This is a genomic window from Bdellovibrio sp. BCCA, assembly GCF_037996825.1.
Lineage (GTDB): Bacteria > Bdellovibrionota > Bdellovibrionia > Bdellovibrionales > Bdellovibrionaceae > Bdellovibrio.
Genome location: NZ_JBBNAC010000001.1, coordinates 2278118 through 2298903, shown reverse-complemented (window position 1 = coordinate 2298903; position 20786 = coordinate 2278118). Strand labels below are relative to the sequence as shown.

The 20786-nt window shown below is 44.7% G+C and carries 21 protein-coding genes; 16 read left to right on the top strand and 5 right to left on the bottom strand.

The genetic code is table 11. The features are described 5' to 3' along the window. Positions 1-18 precede the first annotated feature (18 nt). From AAAA78_RS11250 to AAAA78_RS11225, 6 genes are all read left to right on the top strand, one after another. Positions 19-1371, top strand: coding sequence for a hypothetical protein (locus tag AAAA78_RS11250; RefSeq protein ID WP_340592148.1), 1353 nt, complete (start codon positions 19-21; stop codon positions 1369-1371). Continuing rightward, on the top strand, positions 1361-3661 hold the full coding sequence (locus AAAA78_RS11245; RefSeq protein ID WP_340592147.1) for a hypothetical protein: 2301 nt from the start codon (positions 1361-1363) through the stop codon (positions 3659-3661). The genes AAAA78_RS11250 and AAAA78_RS11245 overlap by 11 nt, the downstream gene beginning before the upstream one ends. Positions 3662-3677: 16 nt before the next feature. Then, positions 3678-4745, top strand: a complete 1068-nt coding sequence (locus AAAA78_RS11240; RefSeq protein WP_340592145.1) for a hypothetical protein — start codon at positions 3678-3680, stop codon at positions 4743-4745. A gap of 3 nt (positions 4746-4748) precedes the next feature. Then, the gene (locus AAAA78_RS11235; protein WP_340592144.1) at positions 4749-5942 is read left to right on the top strand and encodes a THUMP domain-containing class I SAM-dependent RNA methyltransferase; all 1194 of its coding nucleotides are present in this window, start codon (positions 4749-4751) and stop codon (positions 5940-5942) included. Between the two features lie 83 nt (positions 5943-6025). Then, entirely contained in the window at positions 6026-6988 is a 963-nt protein-coding gene (locus AAAA78_RS11230; RefSeq protein ID WP_340592143.1) for a hypothetical protein, read from the top strand. Positions 6989-7176: 188 nt separating this feature from the next. Continuing rightward, positions 7177-8157, top strand: coding sequence for a hypothetical protein (locus AAAA78_RS11225; protein WP_340592142.1), 981 nt, complete (start codon positions 7177-7179; stop codon positions 8155-8157). A gap of 49 nt (positions 8158-8206) precedes the next feature. On the opposite strand, the gene AAAA78_RS11220 is transcribed toward AAAA78_RS11225, so the two are convergent. Beyond that, the gene (locus AAAA78_RS11220; RefSeq protein WP_340592141.1) at positions 8207-9400 is read right to left on the bottom strand and encodes an endonuclease/exonuclease/phosphatase family protein; all 1194 of its coding nucleotides are present in this window, start codon (positions 9398-9400) and stop codon (positions 8207-8209) included. 150 nt (positions 9401-9550) lie between these two features. On the opposite strand from AAAA78_RS11220, the gene AAAA78_RS11215 reads away from it, so the two are divergent. Next, positions 9551-10471 (top strand): hypothetical protein, encoded by a 921-nt coding sequence (locus AAAA78_RS11215; RefSeq protein WP_340592140.1) that lies wholly within the window; start codon positions 9551-9553, stop codon positions 10469-10471. On the opposite strand, the gene AAAA78_RS11210 is transcribed toward AAAA78_RS11215, so the two are convergent. Next, on the bottom strand, positions 10468-11319 hold the full coding sequence (locus tag AAAA78_RS11210; RefSeq protein WP_340592139.1) for an RluA family pseudouridine synthase: 852 nt from the start codon (positions 11317-11319) through the stop codon (positions 10468-10470). The two genes, AAAA78_RS11215 and AAAA78_RS11210, sit on opposite strands and share 4 nt — an antisense overlap. A gap of 97 nt (positions 11320-11416) precedes the next feature. Between AAAA78_RS11210 and AAAA78_RS11205 the strand changes: the two genes are divergently transcribed. Continuing rightward, the gene (locus AAAA78_RS11205; protein WP_340592138.1) at positions 11417-12088 is read left to right on the top strand and encodes a DedA family protein; all 672 of its coding nucleotides are present in this window, start codon (positions 11417-11419) and stop codon (positions 12086-12088) included. 79 nt (positions 12089-12167) lie between these two features. Here the strand turns inward: AAAA78_RS11205 and AAAA78_RS11200 are convergent, their stop codons facing one another. Then, positions 12168-12605 (bottom strand): hypothetical protein, encoded by a 438-nt coding sequence (locus AAAA78_RS11200; protein ID WP_340592137.1) that lies wholly within the window; start codon positions 12603-12605, stop codon positions 12168-12170. A 222-nt stretch (positions 12606-12827) separates the two neighbouring features. After that, entirely contained in the window at positions 12828-13886 is a 1059-nt protein-coding gene (locus AAAA78_RS11195; protein ID WP_340592136.1) for a hypothetical protein, read from the bottom strand. 79 nt (positions 13887-13965) lie between these two features. On the opposite strand from AAAA78_RS11195, the gene AAAA78_RS11190 reads away from it, so the two are divergent. From AAAA78_RS11190 to AAAA78_RS11155, 8 genes are all read left to right on the top strand, one after another. Further along, entirely contained in the window at positions 13966-14778 is an 813-nt protein-coding gene (locus AAAA78_RS11190) for a TatD family hydrolase (protein WP_340592135.1), read from the top strand. Continuing rightward, positions 14756-15631: a tRNA threonylcarbamoyladenosine dehydratase gene (locus AAAA78_RS11185; protein ID WP_340592134.1), complete on the top strand. Its 876-nt coding sequence runs from the start codon at positions 14756-14758 to the stop codon at positions 15629-15631. The genes AAAA78_RS11190 and AAAA78_RS11185 overlap by 23 nt, the downstream gene beginning before the upstream one ends. Then, positions 15628-15756: a hypothetical protein gene (locus tag AAAA78_RS11180; protein ID WP_340592133.1), complete on the top strand. Its 129-nt coding sequence runs from the start codon at positions 15628-15630 to the stop codon at positions 15754-15756. Before AAAA78_RS11185 ends, AAAA78_RS11180 begins: the two co-directional genes overlap by 4 nt. A 138-nt stretch (positions 15757-15894) precedes the next feature. Then, a complete protein-coding gene (locus tag AAAA78_RS11175) occupies positions 15895-16701 on the top strand; it encodes a hypothetical protein (RefSeq protein ID WP_340592132.1) in 807 nt (268 codons plus the stop codon). A gap of 69 nt (positions 16702-16770) precedes the next feature. Next, positions 16771-17826 (top strand): class I SAM-dependent methyltransferase, encoded by a 1056-nt coding sequence (locus AAAA78_RS11170; RefSeq protein WP_340592131.1) that lies wholly within the window; start codon positions 16771-16773, stop codon positions 17824-17826. A 109-nt stretch (positions 17827-17935) separates the two neighbouring features. Further along, complete coding sequence (locus AAAA78_RS11165) at positions 17936-18907, top strand: deoxyhypusine synthase family protein (protein ID WP_445292001.1); 972 nt, start codon at positions 17936-17938, stop codon at positions 18905-18907. 126 nt (positions 18908-19033) lie between these two features. Next, entirely contained in the window at positions 19034-19873 is an 840-nt protein-coding gene (locus AAAA78_RS11160; protein ID WP_340592129.1) for a hypothetical protein, read from the top strand. A gap of 18 nt (positions 19874-19891) precedes the next feature. After that, a complete protein-coding gene (locus AAAA78_RS11155) occupies positions 19892-20275 on the top strand; it encodes a hypothetical protein (RefSeq protein WP_340592128.1) in 384 nt (127 codons plus the stop codon). Between the two features lies 1 nt (position 20276). Here the strand turns inward: AAAA78_RS11155 and AAAA78_RS11150 are convergent, their stop codons facing one another. Further along, entirely contained in the window at positions 20277-20777 is a 501-nt protein-coding gene (locus AAAA78_RS11150) for a hypothetical protein (protein WP_340592127.1), read from the bottom strand. Positions 20778-20786: the final 9 nt, after the last annotated feature.

The window sequence follows — 20786 nt, the reverse complement described above, 5'->3', positions numbered from 1 at the left end:
CGTCTGAATAGGAGGCCTATGCCTTTCGTCCGTCGCTTTTTCTCATCTTTGATGGCGGCAGCTTTTGTGCTGTTGGCACCTTATTTTGCTTGGTCTCAGGTGCAGACTGAGATGCGACTTTTTTCGGACTCCTTTATCAGCCCGACCTTTGAAGCTACGCAAAAAACCAATTATCAATTTGTAGGTGCTCAGCTTAAAACCGATCCTTTTACGGATGAGACGTGGAAAGTGGATATATCGGGCGGTGTCGCTATGGGCGCGCCACTTCTGAATTATCTCAATTTCGCAGAAGCCTATATTCAGAGCCGTCAAAATGAGAATGAAACTTTTTATTTTGGCCGGAAGCGCATGTTGTGGAATGAACTCGATGCTCGCTGGGATTTGGGTGTGTGGGAGCCGCTCTTTAAGTGGAATCCTCTTGCTCCCGAACGCCAGGGCTTGACCGGTCTTTTCTGGCAAATCGATAAGCCTTATTACACTTTGATGCTCTTTGCTTCTCCCTTATATCTTCCGGATCAGGGACCCAGTTTTGAGATTGAAAATGGAAGTTTCGTAAAAGGAAATCCGTGGTTCCGCCGTCCTCCAGAAAGCATTCGTATTTGGAGTGAGGCGACAGCGATTGATTATAAATTTGAGAAACCCAATGAATCGCAAATCGTTTTACAAAACTCGTTTGGTATGAAGCTTTCCTTTGGCGATCCTCAAGCCTTCCGTGCACAGCTTAGTTATGCGTATAAACCGGCTAATCAGTTGGCGATCGGATACGAGGGAAAACTCGATATCGGACAGCTCAAAGGGGCTGTGAATTTACAGCCGCAAGTTTTCTATCATTCGCTTTTAGGCGGAGACGTCAGCTATAAAATGGATCAAGTGCGTTTCGGAGTCAGTGGTACTTTAGATCGTCCGAATAAAGATGATATTTTTGAAGAGCAGTGGACACATCCGGTTTTTGAAGACGCCTTCTTAGTCAGCCCCTTTGTGGAATGGAATAACGGTCGTTGGGGTGTAAGCGTTCAGCATTTGGATGTGTTTGGTGGAAACGTAAAAGAAGAAGGGGAACTTGCTAATCCGAATCGCGCTGCTTTGATGAGCCGCTATCCTTATAAGCAGGCGCAACAGATTTCTCTTTTAACGAATTATCCGTTTAGAAAAAATCGCCGTTTGATTGGAAAGCTCAGTTATACACATTCTGATAAAAACTCATTTGATCTGATTCGTCTAAGCACGCGATTCCGCATCTCGGGCTTGTGGTCCGTGATCGGTGAAATGCAAATCGTGAAGGCCGGTCCGTTAACGGCGGATAATCAAAATGAAATTGCGCAGTTCGAGAATAATGATCGTTTGATGGTAGGAGCCGCGTATGTTTTCTAAAACTAAAATCAACATCGCCTTAGCGGCGGTTCTGGCTCTTTCCTCTGCGGGTTGCAGTGAATTTTTAAATGGCAAAAAAGCCGAGCCAGAAGTGATCGAGTTTTCAGATGCCCGCTTTGCGTGCCTTAAAGATATTCCGAATCAGTTGCAGAAGTATTCTGTCGGTGATGCTGTTGAAAAAGACGTGCGCGACGGTTTTGATTGTATGACCGATGCGCTGAAGTATTTTAATAAACGCACCTTTGGTTCCGTTGAAAACGGTTACACTGTCGAGGAAATGCGTAAGTTCTTTGGAAAATACTTCTTAAAAAAGAATAACGTGTCGCCGGAATTTGCAGCTGAGTTGATGAAAATTAAAAAAGCTCTTCTTGGCGGATCCACTCTTTATATTACGAAAGACGAAATAGTCCGGTTGATTGATATTTTGAATATTGTGCGCGACGAAGCTGTTCAATTGGCTCCGCACGTAAAGATTCTCTTAAATCAAACCAGCCAAAAAAGTGCCGAGTGGGAAAAGATCACGTCTGCCACGAGTCAATTGCGCACAAGTCTGCAGCGATTGTTGGTGAATACGCAGATCGTAAAATCAGAATACAGTTTTGACGATGTCAAAAGAGCTCTCTCTGGATTTTCAGAATTCATCCGCGGTAATGAGCCTTTTGCACCCTATGATCTTTATGGTGAATGGATCCCTGTGGTTGAAGGGGTTAAGAATGTTTTAATGGGTGAGCGTGCTCACTTTGTGGATTTAAAACAATGGAGCGAAAGTCTTGATACCTTGATTGACCTTTATGAGTTGGCGTTGAAATATCACTACTCATTAAGCGATCTTCATTTTGAAGATTCGGGAAAACTCCGTCAGGCGAGCCAGTTTTTATACCAGGGTGTGAGGCTTCTTATGAACTCGCATCAAATGAAAACGCTCGGGCGTATTCCTGTGGAAGATATCGATAATTTGATTGATCAGGCTCTTCCCAAGTTGACGATGTCCATTCGTCCGAAGTCGATGAAGAAAACGTATCGTGCGGTGTTGATTAAAATCTTAGATCCAGATAAAAAATCAGATCCGCGTTCGCTTTTGGGGTTAGAGAAAAAACATCTCACGACATTGATCGGCGAATTTAATATCTGGCGCTTGCAGCAAAGTTTTATCGACAGCATTCCGATGGCGGATTCTGACGGAGGAATCACTCCGCAAGAGCTTTTGGCTGCCTATAATAAATTTAATAAATCTTTTGTTATTGAAAAAGGACTCACGGAAGACGCTTTCGAACAAAGAGCTTTGGAAAATGCCTGGGCTGATTACGGAGAGCTTTTAAAGAACCCAATGCCAGTGAGCTTCAATAAAGAAGGCCGTTTGTTGATTGATCAAAAAAGTCCCGCAGCAAAACAAACCTGGGCTTCGTTGATGAAGGCCAACCTTATGCGAGCCCTCTCGCGCATGTTGCTTGTTGGGTACGGGGAAAAAACCAAAGGTCGTTTGAGTGAAGCGGGAATGACAAAGGCTGGGCTTATCAGCTGGTATGATGATTTCCAAGAGCTGGGTCTGGATTTAAAAGCCTTTGATCCTCGCTCTGCCAATTCCGGAGGACGCAGTTTCCTTGAAGCCAATTTCTTTACGTTCAGCGGAAATGGCAATGATCTGATGGATCAGAAAGAAACTTATGAATTTGTGAGCACGTTGTTCGCCGCGGGTCTTTCGACATCTGAGGCGGTGAGTGATCACATGATCGCCGCTCAATGTGCGATTTCCGAAAAAGACGTCTTTGATAAGCCGTTTTTCAAAGAAAGCTGTTTTAAAGACCAGCTTCGAAAACACATCGGCGTGTATTTTAATAACCTCCCCGGTCTTGTGCAGTATGTGAAATCTTTGAGTGCCGCGGAGTGGGATCAGTTTTACAATTATTTGTCGGTCGCATCCGTCGCCGTGAATCAAAAAGTCGGCTATGTGGAAACAGCGAACATCCGCACGATGGTGACAATCCTGCACTATATCGAGGGTGTTGTGGTGATGTATGACCAGGATAAAAACCAGCGTCTGTCCTTGGACGAAGTTTATGGAGCGTCGCCGCGCTTTATTCCATTCTTTAGAACTGTCACTGATACGAAATCCGAGACTTTGTTAAAAGAAGGATTTGCCTATTTAGTGTTCAAAGGTGGCATCCCAGGGGCGGCAGACCTCGCTGGATTCCAGTTCAGCAAAATGTGGGGTGTCGGCGAAGCCACACGCATGGAAATTGTGCGCTTGTTTGGAACGCTGAAGGATCAATTGAATAAGGCCAAAAACTAAGATACCGTGAGCCTTAATGACTTTAAGGCTCTTTTTATCTGCATTGCTGACTCTAGGCTCTGGCTTTACTTGGGCGTCCTCTATGGACGACGAAGTTCCTATCATTGTGCGTGAGCCCGCAGCAGAAGACGCCCGCGCTATTCATCCGGAATCCCGTGCCCGCGTTCAATCTATCATCGACAATAAAACACTGAAGGCGATCAGCACTTTCAGTGACTGGTACATCGGAGAGATCATTGCGCTTGAATCGCAAACTCCGGCGGCTGGCATTATCGGGTTTGTGGAAGTTACGGGTATTGAGAATAAGCAAGACGGCACTTATGAACTGACGGCAGAGCTGCTTCGTCAATCGCGTTTAAACTTTATCCAAGTCGGTGATCAGTTGATGCACTTGGATTTAAGTTCGGAGAATGAAAAATACAAGGGCACGACAGATCTGATTGTCACTCAGTCGGGAAAAAATATTTCTTCAAAGTACAAGCCTCTTTTCACCCAAGGTGTTGCGGTCGGTGAAACGGCGCAAACATTGTGGCAAGGCGAATACATGATCACTTGGTTCGGCCAAGTAAACTATGGACTAAAAAAGTGGCTGACAGTGGGAACCGTTGTTCCAGCTGATTTTTTGGGAGCCATGAATGCCTCTGCAAAAATGCAAGTGTACGAGTCGTATTCGAATGTTTTTGCCGCGGGTTTAACTTACGCTAAAATTCCCAATCAAACAGGCTCAACCCTCAATCTGAACGTGCATTGGGATTCGATTTCTTCTGAGAGTGTTGTGTCTCACACCCTTTTAACGGTCGCCCTTTTTACCTTTGATGAAGCCCAAGATGCTACGGCGATCAAATCTTTGGGAACGAGCTCTTTTCAAACAGGTTATGAATTTATCCTCGACAACTGGGACCGCGTTCTTCTGGGCCCGAGTTATAACTTTGAAAAGAAAGCTGTCGGGGGATATCTGACGTATTTAAAAATCTGGGATAAGTTTCATTTGAGTTTTTCTTTGAATGCGACAGACGTTGCGTCGTTAAAATTTTCTCCAGTCGACGGTTACTATCTTTTGTTTGACGCCTACTGGAGATTTTAATTCATGAATCGTTTTTTCGTCGCGACCCCGTTGGATTATGAAGAAAGCACACTGCTTGAAATGAAAGAAGTGTGGCCGTATCTTTTGGGGAAGGATGCAAAAACTCATTCATTGCCTTTTCCTGAAGTGCAAGTTCTTGAAGGGGGCCTTGAGTTTGAAACAGAACTCTTTGCGGGGCTGCAGCTTAATTTCTTTTTAAAGACGGCCAACCGTATTTTGTTGCGTATGGCTTCTTTTAAGGCGCGCGATCTTCCGAAGTTTTACCAAAAATTCAAATCCCTTCCGTGGAACGAATTTCTTGCTCACGGCACTGTGGAGTGGGAAGTGGCGGCTCAGAAAAGTCGCTTGAATAATGAAAAGCGTCTGCAAGAAAGTGCCGAGAAGGCTTTAAAAGAAATCTTTGGTGACAAACAGGGTGCTGAGCCTTGCGCAAGTATTTACATTCGCATGGATGATGATCTTTGCACCATCAGTCTTGATTCAACGGGTGAGCACCTTCATAAAAGGGGCTGGTCTGTTTTAAAAGGCGAAGCTCCTTTGCGTGAAACGATCGCGGCTCATCTTTTAAAAAATCTGATCGGAGATGCGACTCCGGCTGAGATCGGCCAAGTCACTTTGTTGGATCCTATGATGGGCTCTGGAACTTTTTTAACAGAGGCTCGTGCTTTGTGGAACGGCCAGTTTGTTCGTCCCTATGCTTTTCAAAAATGGAAAAAAACGCCGAAGTTGTTTTTGTCACCGAGCTTTGTTTTTAATTATGAGCTTCCTCAAGAAGTGATTTTTAAAAAGTTCGTGGGTTTTGACATCAATGAAGAGATGATTCCCGTTGCGGAAAGAAATTTTGCAGAAGTGGAAAAACAGATCGCGACGGCTCGTAAAAAGAACTTTAAAAAAGCGGAAGTGGAATTTCTTCTAAGGGATGCCTTAGAAGGCGAAGATCAGTCTAATTCCGCAAGTAGCCATGTATGGATGATTGTAAACCCTCCGTATGGGGAACGTCTTCCGGCAGCCGTTAAAGGAGGCCTTAAAAGCCTGGCCGAGGTCCTTTGCCGCCGCTATAAGCCAGAAAAGCTAGGTATTTTATACCCAGAAAAGGAGCGGGTTCAGCCAGTGCCGAAAGGCTACCGCATCCTTAAAGAGCATAAAATCAATAATGGCGGACTTCGCTGCCTGTTCACGGTTTTGACACGCCTGTAAATTTTTAGGAAATGGTTAGAATTAGGCGAAGTCCTTGTACTTCCTCTAGAAACTTCGCGGTTTTCAAGCTAGATTCCTGAGCCATGAAAACAGCCTATATTTTCTCAGCTCTTCTTATTTCGTCTGCCTTGTTAACTTCTGCTTGCACGCCTCAAGATAAGGCTGTGGTGGATAAAAATCTGCGCGCCACAATCCAACAACAAAACGCAAGAAAAGCGGGTAAAGGTGGCGGTGCTACTCAAAGAAATCCGAATCAATTTTCTTTGACGGACTACGGGTTGTCAGCGTTCTTGATCGAAAGATCCATAGAGGCGGTTGAGCTTGTGAAATTAGCCACAGGTTCCTTGGATGCAACAAAGACTCAGTATGCACTTGAAAAGCTTGCTGATAGCGATAAAGGTTTAAAGCAAGTGAAGATCACAGGCGCTAAAGAAAACCTTGAGTATGCGAATGAAGAGGGCGCTTGGAAAACTAAAGCGATGAAGTCTTTGGATGGCACGCATGGCGAGTTGAACGGTGACTTGGGTGTTGAAATCAAAGCCGCGGGCCTTAAATATTCAGTTGATGCCACTGATAAAAAAAGATTTTACGTGAACCTTGTTGATAACGTTTATGAGTTGGCTTTGGTTCCATCTAAAAACAACAAAGACGCTTATGAGTTGGTTGTTAAAATTGAAGGTTCTCTTGGCGGTGCTAAAGGCGCTGGCAACGTAAACAACAAAATCTCCATGGATCTTGCGATGACAATTGATAAAGCGTCCTTGCAAACTTCCGAAGTCAAAATTCTTTCGATGAATTCTTCAATGAAGTATCCAGGATCTAACGATCGCGTTTTCAACTCAGGCGTTTCTGGCGCGAACGTGACAATGAAGATCGAAGGTCTTTGCTCTGAGCTCATCGGTAAAGTTAAAGGATCTGCAGGTCCTAAGAAAACTTACGACGTTGTGGCTGGTAATGAGCAAATTCAAATTAAAAATGAAATCAGAAAACTTGTGACTTGCGGTAAACGTCCCACTTTGGATTTAAGCCGTTTGTTAAACTTCTAATCCTGAAAAATCTGATTTAAGAATGAAGAAGGCTCTCGTGTGAGGGCCTTTTTTATTTTCTGCGCGTGAACTTGAGAATACTCCGAAACGTTTGAGACCTAAGGCGGGAACTAGGGCGCAGACTGATTTTTATAGTGCCGACTACTTAGTGATGCTTATTAAATAAGCACACTTAAACGGGAGGTGCCATGGTTCTAAAAACCCCACTGCGAGCGATTCTTATTTCGTTTATCGCCTTAACATTTGTGTCTTGCTCAAAATCTTCATCAAGTTCTCCTCCTTCTGAAGACACCAATCACACGGTTGACAATGAGACTCCGGCACCAACACCGACTCCAGCTCCGTCGCCTGCGCCAAGTCCTAGTCCCGCACCATCGCCACAACCGCCACCGGCGACAGAAATCCCTGCAATACCTTCCAGTGATCTTTCTCGTGAAAACATTGGATCACGCGAACGCGTTTACAATCTCTTTGATCGTTGGTCTTTGAAGAGTTCAGTTTCAGGCGGAAGAGGATCGAAGTGGGCTGACGTCACAGTCAGCTGTCACGGAAAAATTGATTTGCCCTATGCTTTGACCGCACAACAGTGGCAAGACAGCACAAAGCGAGGCGACTACTATCGTGAGGTGAATGAACTCATCGAACAAACAGGGGCCAAACTTTTAGCAGACCATGGCAATGTCTTAAAGGGCTCTGAACGGACCATGTTTTTACGAGCACTCAAAGCTCTTTCGTGGCAAGAAAGCAACTGGCAGCATTATGTCCGTTATAAAGATTGGTTTTTTATTTTCTTAAGTGGCGGTTCTTATAATGTTTTAGATGATTGGGGAATTTCACAAGTCGCTCGCTCAGGATTTAGTGCAGATGAATTACTCAATGCGGAGTTTTTTAATAGTGGCAAGTACTGCGGCATCGGTAGCACTCTGTATTACGGCTTCACTGAATACTACAACAACTACATGGAAGCGCGCTCGGCAAGTTGCAATCAAACCGGAGATCCCATGCATAAAATTTTAGGCGCATATAATAGATATTCATCGGGTTACAGCGCTTGTTACAATGGACTTTCTAAAGACTCTGCCTATCGCAACTATCAGATCAATGCGATGAATGGACTGAAAGGTCACTACGATGCGCAGCCTTGGTTGAGACTGATCGGCCCTGAATAGTAGAAACTATGAAAATAAAAAAGCCGCGTTGTTCGCGGCTTTTTTATTATTACTTCTTTGATTTTGCTTTTTTCTTCGGTGTCTCTTTTTTGACTTCGGTTTTAGGTGCGGGTTCTTGCACCGGAGTTTTCGCAGGACCACGTTGCTTCAAACGAACATAGAGCGGGAAGTGATCTGACACACCTTCCAGTTTGTCATAATCCCAACGCTTCGGATATTTTCCTTTTTTAAGATGAACGTCGTTGTAACGAATGACGTCGATTGTGTTTGGCTCCATTTGATAGCTGCCAGCACCTTCCGCCAATAAAGCAGGGCCATAGATGTGCGCATCAAGGAATGACCAAGACTTGCGATAGTTGTGTGTGCCTGGGCACTCTTTGCAACCGACGAAGTGAGAAACAGCTCCGCCTTTTGCAAGAATATCGCGGAAGATGTGTTCTTTGTCTTCTTCTTCCGCAGAGATATTCAAGTCACCACCGGCCATAACCATCGTATTCGGACCTTTTTCTTTTATTAATTTAGTCACAAACTCTGCGGCTTGTTGGCGCCAGTAAGTTGGATTTGCTTGTGAAGGAAAGTGCGCTACCAAGAACGTCAAAGGATCACCGTTCGGTGCTTTGACTGTCACTTCAAGAACATTACGAGATTGCTCCATCCATTTTTTGTCTTCCTCGTTTTTTGGTTTCCAAGGAATCGGGTGAAGAACTGGTTTTCCAACTAAAGGAAAACGAGACATAAAGCCCACGTCGATACCGCGTTTGTCTGGGCCTTCAATCAACACAACAGTTTGATAACCGGCTTTTTGCAGGTAGTTTTTATTCCAGATGTTTAGAACGTTGATGTTTTCCACTTCGATCAACATCAATACGTCAGGACCGTTGGTGTCGACATTCAAAACGACTTCAGAAAGATTCTTTAGCTTTTGATCGAGCTGAGCATCGTTCCAATCTGTACTCAAGCATTCGTTCAAGCGGTAAGAGTTGTCAGCGTTGATTTCTTTGCAGGCTTGTTGGTACTTGGGATTGGTTTTTTTCACCATATAAGGCAAGTACGCATAGTCGTTGCGGTCTTCATCATGAACCGTGTCGAAAAGGTTTTCGACGTTAAAAGACATCACAGACACTTCATTATCCGCCTTTGGAGGCAGGTCCCAATGCTTCTTTTTAAAGCTAATGGCACAACCAGTTGCCAGAGAAAGAACAAGAGCGAGGATCAGGTTTCTAAATGACAGTAATTTTTTCATGACCCAGTTGTAAGGGGATTGGGTTTTGGACTCAAGCGCAAAGATTTTCAGGAAACGGTTGAGACTCAGCCTGTCTAAAAATTGGATATTGTGTAACGTGCTGCAATATGGCATAAATCCATGGATTTTCCGATCTTTTAAGGAGTTCTCATGCTTAAAAAGGCCTTGGCCCTCACACTGGCAATTTCTTGTTTTGGACCGTTCGTACATGCCCAAGAGCGTGAGGAAAGTTTGGTTATGTCCGCGGGTGATTCCTTCCGCCGTAACTGGAACGTGACGTTCTTCTCTATCGCTTCCGTCTCTAATATGAGCTACGGCAAAACAGCTTCGGGCGATCGTTCTTTGGAGTCTTACAACTACTTTGGTTTCAACAACAAGATCGATGCGGATACAAAATTCTCTGTTCGTCTTCCTTTCACTTACAACACTTCCGGAAGAAACAAATACGATGACCAAGTTGCAGCAACTGCTGATCTTCAAGATATCCATTTCGCTTACTCAAAATATGATTTGGGTTACATCGGCGACGTCGATATCTCTGGCAACGTAAAACTTTATTTGCCAACAAGTCCTTACTCGCAAAATTCCAAAATGGTGACGAAGGTTCGTTTCGAAGGTTACTTTGAGTATGCCATCGGTCGTTTCTCTTCGATCACTTATGCGGTGAAGCCTGATATCTACTGGCAAAGACAAACAGCTTACTTCGATCCTGAAACTCCACAGTACGATGATGGTGGATACAAAAAAGATCCACGCAGCACAACGAAGCAATACTCCTTTGAGAACTACGTAGAAGCGGTTATCGACATCAATAAATACTTCTCTGTAAAACCTAAAGTGGGTTTTGATGAAGACTGGTATTACTCTTCTGACGTTGAAGATCTTGAAGGCAGCCACGTGACTCGCTTAAGAGCTGGCCTGGGTCTTGAGATGCGCCCTATGCGCGGTTTGACTTTCACTTTGGGTTTCCAAAACCAAACAACATTGGGAAGCTACAAGGGTAAAGACGTTGCATACTGGCAACCAGAAAACACACAGTACTCCTTGATGACCAATGCCTATGTATTCTAGGTTTTAAAACTATGCGATTCTCCTGTGAGCGGGTTGATAAAGCTCAGCTCACAGGCTTCTAGTTCGACTCTCTCTTCTTCCCATAACCTCTTAGCACCATAGGCATGATCGCCGACAATCGGATGATTTTCGCAGCCTAACTGCGCGCGGATTTGGTGCGTGCGCCCTGTGTGCAGGTGAATGCGCACTTCGCTGCGGTTTTCTTCTTTCAACTCAATATCTAAAATCTCAAGCACGCAGTCTTGCCAGCCATCTTGTTTTTCACGCGCCACTTTTTTCGGTGCGCGGGGAGAAGGCTCCATATAATGAATCAACATACCCTTAGAGAGGTTTTGTCCTTCCACCAGTGCGCGATAGATTTTTTTTATTTCGCGGGCGATGAGCAGTTTGTTGAAAGCCGTTTGAAACTCTTGCGTCTTTGCATAGACGATCAACCCACGTGTTGGAACATCCAAGCGGTGAGTGCCATAGAGCGTGCAGCCGACAGTGTTCTCTAAATAACTTTGCAGATGTTCTTTTTGATTGTCGACGCTTGCGTGTACGGGAAGGCCTGAGATTTTTTTTGCGACAACGAAATGTTCGTTTTGAAAAACCAAACGCTCGGACCATTTTCCATCGTTGGCTAAGAACCTGCGAGGCTTGGTATGGACTCGAATGTAATCGCCAACGGAAACCGAGGAATTTTCTTTTAATCGATTGTGATTTAAATAAATGGAACCTAGGTCCAACAAAAAGTGGATGTAATCACGATCAAGATCCAAAATGCCTAATAAAACATCACAAACAGCTCCCGACTGAGGGCTGATTATGTGTCGGACTCCGTATTCAAATCCTCTGGCACTCTGCATACTATTCCTTAACGCGAAAACTACACATAGCACGGTGTAGCAAGTGTGTTCAAGTGGGACCGTTTACTCCATATTAAGTGGCTCAGGGGAAACTATATTGGAATTTGCTAACGAACCGATCTTTCAATGGATGTCTCAGTTTGCGTATCAGCCGGGAACGGTTTACGCAGCTTTGATCGGTATGATGATGCTTTCTGCTGTGGGTTTTCCCCTTCCTGAAGAGGTGACTTTGATCAGCGTCGGTATTCTGGCGTTTATGGGAGCTCACCCTCAACACTTTCCACCTCCATTTGAAGGCGCACCTGTTGTGAGCGTGCATACGGCTTCGGCCATCGCGTTTGCCGCCGTTGTGGTCAGTGACTTCGTGATTTATCTGATAGGGCGGATATTTGGGCGAAAGCTTCTTTATCATCCGCGCGTGCACAAACTTTTCCCAGAACATTTGATGAAACGAGTGGAAGAGTGGACTCATAAATACGGCGCTTATGCGTGCGGTATTTTCCGTTTTACTCCAGGTCTTCGTTTCCCGGGTCACTTAGCTTGCGGAATGTTGCGCTATCCTGCGTGGAAGTTTTTAGTGATCGACGGTATCGCGGCTTTGATCAGTGTGCCGACACAGATTTATCTTTTGGCCCACTATGGAGAGCCGATCCTGACGAAACTTCGTCAATTCAAGTTAGTGGTCTTTGCGATCATCGGACTTTTGTTGGTGTACTTCCTGATCAAAAAATTAAGAGATCGTTGGAAGTTGCAGAAAGCTTCTCAATAAAAAAAGGTACCAGGTACCTTTTTCCCCAAAAAAAAAGGAGTCGTGAAGACTCCATTTTTATTTTTGGCGAAGGGCTTACTTAGTTCGCTTCTTCTCCATATTGAATTCCCTGAGTCACAGAGTCTGTGATTTGTGAATCCGTCATTGCTGGAGGAGTTGGTGGAAGTGGTGTTGTGTGCCAGTTTCCCTGAGCATCTATCCATGCCACAGTGGGAAGTTGAACTAGAGTTCCTGTTTCTCTGAGTGTTGCGCCACTGCAGTCGGCGTTTTCTTTGATTTCACCGCGAACAGTGTAGGGAACTGCGGGAACGTAGTTGCCACTCCACCAGGCACGCATGCTATAGGCGGGAACACAGCCCCAGTCTGTTTGTTGACCGAAAGTGTAGATCGTAATCCATATAGATTTATTCATGAGATTGTAAGTAGGGATTGGCAGGATGTCGGCTTTCGCTTGCAAAGTGCTGAAGCTCATAACGCCAAGAAGTAACATAGCTAGGGCTTTAGTTGCGATTTTCATAAATTCTCCTTATCCGCGTTTTGCGGGTTTGTTTAAGTTTCTTGCTCAAGGAGAATTGCATCCGATGTGCCAGCGGTTGTGCGTGTCCTAAACGAAGATATGCGCTTTGAAGAAGCTCTTGCCGGGAATCCGGCAGAGGGAGTTGCCGGAGAATTAGCGGCTGCCGAAAGGGCGGCGGGGTGGGAAATGAAAAAAAGGAGTCATTACTGACTCCTTTCTTTGTTAAGCCGATTTTTTTCCAAACACAGTTTCGTCAGTCAACTCACAGCAAAGGTGAAGGCTGACAGGTTTTGCGTGGAATTTTGGCTCAACATCTTTCCAGAAGATTTTTTCGTAGCCGCTTTGTAAAGCAAAGATCTCTTCGCGGATTTTGAAAAGCAAACCAGCAGGTGAGCCTAGGAGCCAATCCATTTGCACAAGATAAAATGCTTCTTCAAGCTCTACTGGATTCATCGAACTGATAAAGTCTTTAGGAAGGTTGTCTACAAGGCAGCACGCATTGTGTGAATATTTTTGGAAGGCTTTTTCCATTGGATTCACCAAAAGTTTTTCAACACGTGTGTCAGGAGTTTTTGGACCCGCAAACGGTTGAGAGAACTTTTTAAAGTTCCAATACAAAAGAGCATCATTCACGACATACTCAGCGCGAGGCAAGTAGTCTGTGATTGCATCCACTTTGACACCTTCATGAGAAGGATCTTCCGTGTGAGCATTGTGGTCAACAGCCACAAGACTGCGCAAGTGGTAAAGGAAAGAGTAAAGGGAATGAAGCTTTTCCATGAACGGTTTAGAAAAATTCAAACCGAAATTGTAAAGAAGCGGAGATCCCGTTTTGTTTTCAAACCATTGGAAAGAATCAAGCAAAGGCCAAAGAGCTGTGAGGTCTACACCCCAAGGTTTCAAAGCCATTTCAAAATGTTCGTTAAAATGATTTTCAAACTCTGTGCAGGTTTCTGGATTTACAACTGCTAAATGAGATTGCAATGCACGCACGCGAGGTTGTGATCTTTCATAAAGCTCGATGTGGGGATCCAAAGCTTTCCAAGCATCAAAAGCAAAAGAGTAATCTAGGTGAGGAGTTGCAACAGGGCTTTTAATGTAATGATTCAGTTTGACCAAAGACAAACCGACCAAAGCGTCTGCCATATATTTGAACGGTGCAGAAGGTTTAAACTTTGAATAACTGCTTTCTTCATTCCAGAATTGAACCTTCAATGGCTTCCAAGTTGAGCCTTTCTCTATGCTAACATCAAAGCCTAAACGCAAACTCTTGTGCTTCATACATACTCCTTCACTTGAAACATATCGGCGGAACTTGCACCTTGTTCGAGTCCGGGAATTCAGGATATAACCTAGACCTATGGTTGGATTTGGTTTTTGGATCGACGCTCACGGACACCTTGCCGACCCTCGATGGGAGGGCCAGCAGGATCGTATTATTCTAGAAGCCCGAGCAAAAGGGATTCACTTTTTCATGCAGGGAGGAGTGGGCCCGGAGGATTGGGAAATGCAGCGCGCTTTGAAAGCCAGACACCCTGAGCATATCGGTCTTTGTTTTGGGCTTCACCCTTACTGGGTGGCGGATCACGATGAAGATCAATGTGAAGAAGCGTTGGATCTTTTAGCGACGCAGCTTGTGGAAGCGGAAGCCATTGGCGAGATGGGTTTGGATCTGCGCCCGCACATCATGAAAGACTCCCGCGAACGGCAGATGACTGTGTTTGAGCAGCAGATTGAGCTTGCTCACATTTCACAAAAACCGATGGTTCTTCACATAGTGCAGGCGCATGACGAAGCGATTCGAATTTTAGACTTGTGGGGCGTTCCAAAACAAAAAGGCCTGGTGCATTCTTTCAATGGCAGTTCGGCAAAGGCCAAAGACTTTATCCAGAGGGGTCTTTACCTTTCCGTCGGAGGCCCCGTGTGCCGCCCGGACAATCAAAAACTCCATCAGGCCGTGAAAGAAATGCCTTTAGAGTTTTTATTGATCGAAAGTGACAGCCCGGATCAGGCTCCTCCTGCGTTTAAAGGCCAATTAAATCCTCCAGAAAGCATCTGGGAGGTGGCAAGAACTATAGGGGAGCTAAAATCACTTGATCCTCTGGAAATATTAGATATCACTACGGAAAACTTTCGGAGATTGTTTGCCCATGGAAATGAACCCAGAAAATAACTTACCTCAACCCCCTGAAACTGAATACGTTTTGCACCGTCGCTTTGATCGTATGGGCCGCCTTGTAGGTGATCCAACGATGAAAAAACTTTTCAACACACACGTGATGGTGATCGGACTTGGTGGAGTGGGTTCTTGGGCGGCTGAATCTTTAGCGCGTTCAGGCGTTGGTAAAATCACCGTGATTGATTTCGATGAAATCTGCATCACAAACGCCAACCGTCAGATCCATGCACTGCAAGGTCTTGTCGGTAAGAAAAAAGCAGAAATCATGGGTGAACGTCTTCGCAAAATCAATCCTCAGTCGACAGTGAACGTGATTCCTGAATTTTATAACGAAGAAAATTCTGAGATGATGTTGTCACACAATCCTGATTACATCGTGGATGCGATTGACAACCTCACAGCGAAAGCTCATTTGCTAGCGACATGCCGTGCAAAAGGCATCAAGGTGATCACGACAGGTGGCTCGGCTGCGAAGATGGACCCGCTTCGTATTAAGATGGCGGATCTGGGTGAAACTTACGGTGATCCGATGGCGGCGTCTGTGCGTAAGATTTTGCGCCAAAAGCACAACTTCCCTGAATCAAAAAAATTCGGAATTCCTTGTGTATTCTCTGACGAGATTCCAAAACTTCCTGAAGAGTTGAAGTATGATAATGGCCAAGGTTTCAAATGCGTGTGCCCAACGAAGAGCAGTCTTCACGGCTGTGACAACCGCAATGTCATTCACGGAACGGCGAGCTTTGTAACAGGTGCGTTTGGTCTTGCGATGGCTTCTTACGTCGTAAATCAAATCCACGCTGAAGTAAAAGCGGCGACGGCTCCTAAAGAAACATCGGGTGAAGTATGATCGTTTTAGCTTGGTTCACTCTTGTTGGATTGATTATTCTTGCAGGCTTCACGATGCTCGGAGCGACTTTCGTTCACTGGTATCGTGAAAACAAAAAAGCGGCTGGAAAGCCCACTTCTAAGTAAATATCAGAGCGCAATAAGTTGCCACTTTTGCGCTCTTCTTAAAAAAACTGATCATAAAAAACTCCTAATACCGATATTACGGCTTTCTGACGCTGGCATAGTTATGGCTCCTAAGAATTTACAATTAGGAGCGTTTCTATGAAAAAGAGCAGATTTTTATTGGGCTTGGTTGCCGTTACAATGGGTTTTGCATTTTCCTCACATGCGGCTCCGCAAATCTCCATGGCCTCTGAAGATAAAGCTTTCTTTGATGAGTCTTATGATCTTTTAAAGACGGTCTACTCTGTTGATAAAAACAATCGTTTTACTCCGGCTCGCGGTATTGAGCTTTTTAAAATGCCGACGAACAATATTTATGGAACTGAATACGTGCGTGTAGTTCCTCCGGTGTTGTCTTGGGCTAAAGAAGTGAAGACGACAGAGGATACTCGTTATTTTGATCATTGCGCAGGATTTGATTCGAGCTCTCCGGATGGTTCTGGCGCTTTTCCTGCTGCTGAAATAGCTCGTCGTTTTTATTCTGGATTTAAAATGATCAATGGTTATTTCAACTCGGCACGCTTGGAAAGAGCTTATCGAACTGTGCAGTTGGCGGATGGCCGTCAAGCGATGGCGACAGAAGTGATCGAGGCGGTGATTGAATCCGTCGATCGCTATCCGGAAAAATATATCAATCAACAAATCGATACATACAAGAAAAACGGTATTGAGGCTTTGGATAAAGCAACGAAACGTTTCCCAGAGTTTATCACTCACACGGTTATTTATCGTGATCTGGAAACTTCCAAAGTTGTCGGCATCGAGTACTTTGAATCGGGATTAGAAAGAACTCATCAATTGGCGCAAGTTCGCATGAATGATTCAGCGCTTTTGTCGCAAAACCAAATGCCGAAGTCTCTTTTAGCGTATGCCCGCTGCATGCTTCCTCTTGCCAAGGCACAATAAAAGTCATGTAACGCGGAGTCTTGTGTAAGAAAGCGCCAAAGAGTAGTCTGATAGGGAAAGAGGTTTTTTATGAAACTGAAAATTCCCTATCAGGATAAGATCACTCTTGGCTATTCTTTGGCGCGTTCGGCGCACTTTGCAGTCCAGCAGTTTTCTTTGCCGATTTTTGAATTTTTAAGCACTGGAAAAAATAAAAAACTCTCGGCCTTAGAACCGCAAAGAATCAAGGCTGCTTATACAGAGCTTTTCCGTCTTCTTAAAAAAGACAGCGAGAACATTGCTAAAGGTCTTTATCCCATCGAAGTTTTAAAACCCGAAAAAGTAACGGAACATTTAAGGCGCTATCCGCGCATTATTATGGACGGCTATCAAATCTCCAAACGCCGTGAAGAAAAAAATCAGCAAGATTTTAACGGCGAGGCGCAAGAATTTCTCAAAGGACTTCCCGAGTATTACCAACGCAACTTTCATTTTCAAACGGGTGGTTATCTCACGAAAAAATCAGCCGATCTTTATGAGCATCAGGTGGAAATTTTATTCTCAGGCGCTGCCGATGCGATGAGACGTTTGATCATTCCTCTGATTAAAGAAACTTATCCCGGCGACGGGGAGGGTTTGCATTTTCTTGAAATGGCGGCAGGCACAGGACGATTGACACGTTTTATGAAGCTGGCATTTCCGAAGGCCAAGATCACGGTTTTGGATCTCAGTTATCCGTACCTCAAAAAGGCCCAAGACAATTTGCATGAGTTTGATCGCCTGGATTTTGTGCAAGGGGCGGCGGAGGATTTGCCTTTTCAAGACGGTAAGTTTGACCTCGTCTATTCTTGCTTTCTTTTTCATGAACTTCCTTTGGAGATCCGTCGCCAAGTTGTGAGTGAATCTTTCCGCGTTTTGAAAGAAGGCGGCCTTGCGGGGCTTGTTGACTCTGTGCAAAAAGAAGATGTGAAAGAATTTGAGTGGGCCTTAGAGCAATTCCCGGTGGATTTCCACGAGCCTTTTTATAAGAACTACACCATGAATCCGATGGAAGGTCTTCTGACTTACAAGGGATTCGACAAAATTAAGAAGGATCTCGGTTTTTTTGCAAAGGCTGTGGTCGGGCAAAAGCCATTCTCTTCTTGAGTTTTGGGATAAAAGTGCTACTTTCGTGGCCTTTGATGATATCTAGAAATTTTTAAGCTCCAAGCTGCTTGAAGATTTTCAGCTATTATTAAAACTACAAGGAGCAATGATGGGACCAATTACTCAATTTATCGATCATCACTATCGTCATTTCAACGCGGCAGCATTGAAGGACGCGGCTAAAGGCTACAAAAAGCACATTGAAAACAAAGGCCAAATGCTTGTGACTCTTGCAGGTGCAATGTCTACAGCAGAATTGGGTCTTTCTTTGGCTGAGATGATCCGTCAAGGCAAAGTGCACGCGATTTCTTGCACAGGTGCGAACCTTGAAGAAGACGTATTCAACTTGGTTGCTCACGATCACTACGTGCGCATTCCAAACTACCGTGATTTGACTCCACAAGATGAACAAAAACTTTTGGAAAAACATTTGAACCGCGTGACTGACACTTGCATCCCTGAAGAGGAAGCTATCCGTCGTATTGAAAACGTGGTTTTGGAATACTGGCAAGAAGCTGACAAAAAAGGGGAGTCTTACTTCCCGCACGAGTTCATGTACAAAATTCTTCTTTCTGGCAAATTGAACCAGTACTACCAAATCGATCCAAAAAATTCTTGGTTGTTGGCGGCTGCAGAGAAAAACCTTCCAATGGTTGTTCCAGGCTGGGAAGACTCGACTTTGGGTAACATCTTTGCTGGTCACTGCATTAAAGGCGACATCAAAAAATCCACAACTGTAAAAGGTGGTATCGAGTACATGAAGTCTTGGGCTGAGTGGTACATGGGTGCTTCTAAAGCGGCTCCCGTTGGTTTCTTCCAAATCGGTGGCGGTATCGCTGGTGACTTCCCAATTTGCGTGGTTCCAATGCTTGAGCAGGACTTGGGTCATGAAGATGTTCCTCTTTGGAGCTACTTCGCGCAAATTTCTGATTCTACAACTTCATACGGTTCTTACTCTGGTGCTATTCCAAATGAGAAAATCACTTGGGGTAAACTAGCTCCAACAACTCCTAGCTATATCGTTGAATCAGACGCGACTATCTGTGCGCCTTTGATCTTCGGTTACGTTTTGGGTTGGTAATAGAGTTCCGCTAGCGAACACTATATAGATGCTCCGGTATTTTTCGGAAATAAAGGGTCTCGTTTTGAGACCCTTTTTTATTTTTGGCTTTGGGTAATGTGAGGTGTCTCATACACTAATGAGACTATGAGAAAAATCATCTTTACCTTGATCGTTCTTTCGGTATGTAACGCGCATTCAGCAGCCCTTTTCGGGCGACCTAACAAAGTGATTGATGGAAGCTCTTCGGGAGGCAACACCACGACAAGCTCGGGTGTGACGGCTTACTCGGCAGCACCTTCTTACTCCGTCAGCGGAGGAAGTTGTGGAAGTGTTCCGGGTCATGTGAAGTCCGCTTTTTCCCAAGCGAAAAGCTTCACCAACAGCTGTCCTGTGGCGAAACTGGCGACAGGAAAATACATCGCTGTTAATGACTATTCAGGCGATGGAAAACCTACGATGTACATCTTTGACCAAACAGGTGGTTGCGTAAAATCCGTTCCAATCAGTTGGGGAATGGGGTCTGATAAGAGCCGTCGTCTTGAGGCTTGCAGTACTGATAACTCTCACAAAACGCCTCCGGGATTTCATATCACGGCTCGACACAATGGAGCCCGCTATAACGACTCGAACTCTTTGGGCTTGGCAGGACTTTCTGGTCAAGACAGTCTAGGTGCTCGTGGCGTTGTTATTCATGGAAAAAGACCAGCAGGTGCGGCCAATACTTGGGGTTGCACTGGCGTTCCGTTTGAAGATTTGATGCAGATCAAACGTCTTTTAGGTGTAGGCTCTTTGGTCTACAATTATTTCGGTGATACTCAAAGTCGCAATTGCAGCGACAGTTCAGGAACAAGTCCTACTTGTAGACCAGAACCAGCAGCGATTGCAGCAGCTTCCGAAGCGCGTGGAGAAAGAATAACTTATTCTGCACCTTCGGGCGGTGGATACTCAGGCTCTAAAGCAAAAAAACGCGGTAGTGCAAAATAATTTTTAAGGAGCGATGAAATGCGTTTTCTAATTATTCTAACAATGATGTTATCCTTAAATAGTTTTGCTGCCGAAAAGAAATCAGCAAAACCAGAACCTAAGCGCGAACCCACGGCTGAAGAGCTGGCGGCTTTGAGCATTCGTAAAGACACGCAAATCGAAGTCTCTTATTACGATAAAGACTCTGACACTTTTGAAGTCGTGATTGTAAAAGAACCGGGAGTGGGACCGAATGTCGCAACTCCAGAGGCTCTTCATAAAGCGGCTGGCATCAATGCGGATATTGAGACGTTCCAAAATAAAAAAGCAGATTATGTAGGTGCTGAGTTTCAGCTGAAAGAAGATCTTTCTCTTCTGGATGATGAACAGATTGAAAAGCGCCGCGAGCATAATAAAAAATAATTCAGTAAGAGTTCGTCGAATAGCAGTCCTGCACGACGAACGAATCTCCGGGTCCGGTCGTGACCGTTAAGGGGATTGTGACGACTTCCGTAAGAAGGGGTTCCTGCGTCGTGGTGACCTCTAAAACAAGATGAGTCCGATGAAGTATGTAAATAGAGCCATTTGCTTTCTGCACTTGGCTGCGTATCGTTTCCTTATCCAACCACAAATTTTGAATCCGTAAATGACTAGGAATGGGCGGTACTCCTGTCGGTGAAAGTTCAAAGCGGGGGTCATCACTATTTCTGTGGCTTCGGCCATCATATAAGATCGAAGAGCCTGTTTGTGAGTGCATAAGCTGTCTGCAAAGTTGCGGTATTTCTAGCTGCTCTTGAGTTTGTGCGAGAAACTGCTGAAGTTCTTTTTTAAATTTAAGTCGATCAATAAATTCCGTCCTTAAAAATTGAGTGCCAGAATTAAGTTCGGCAAAAACCAGTAGGAAAATAGTTAAAAAGAAAGACATCAGCGAAAG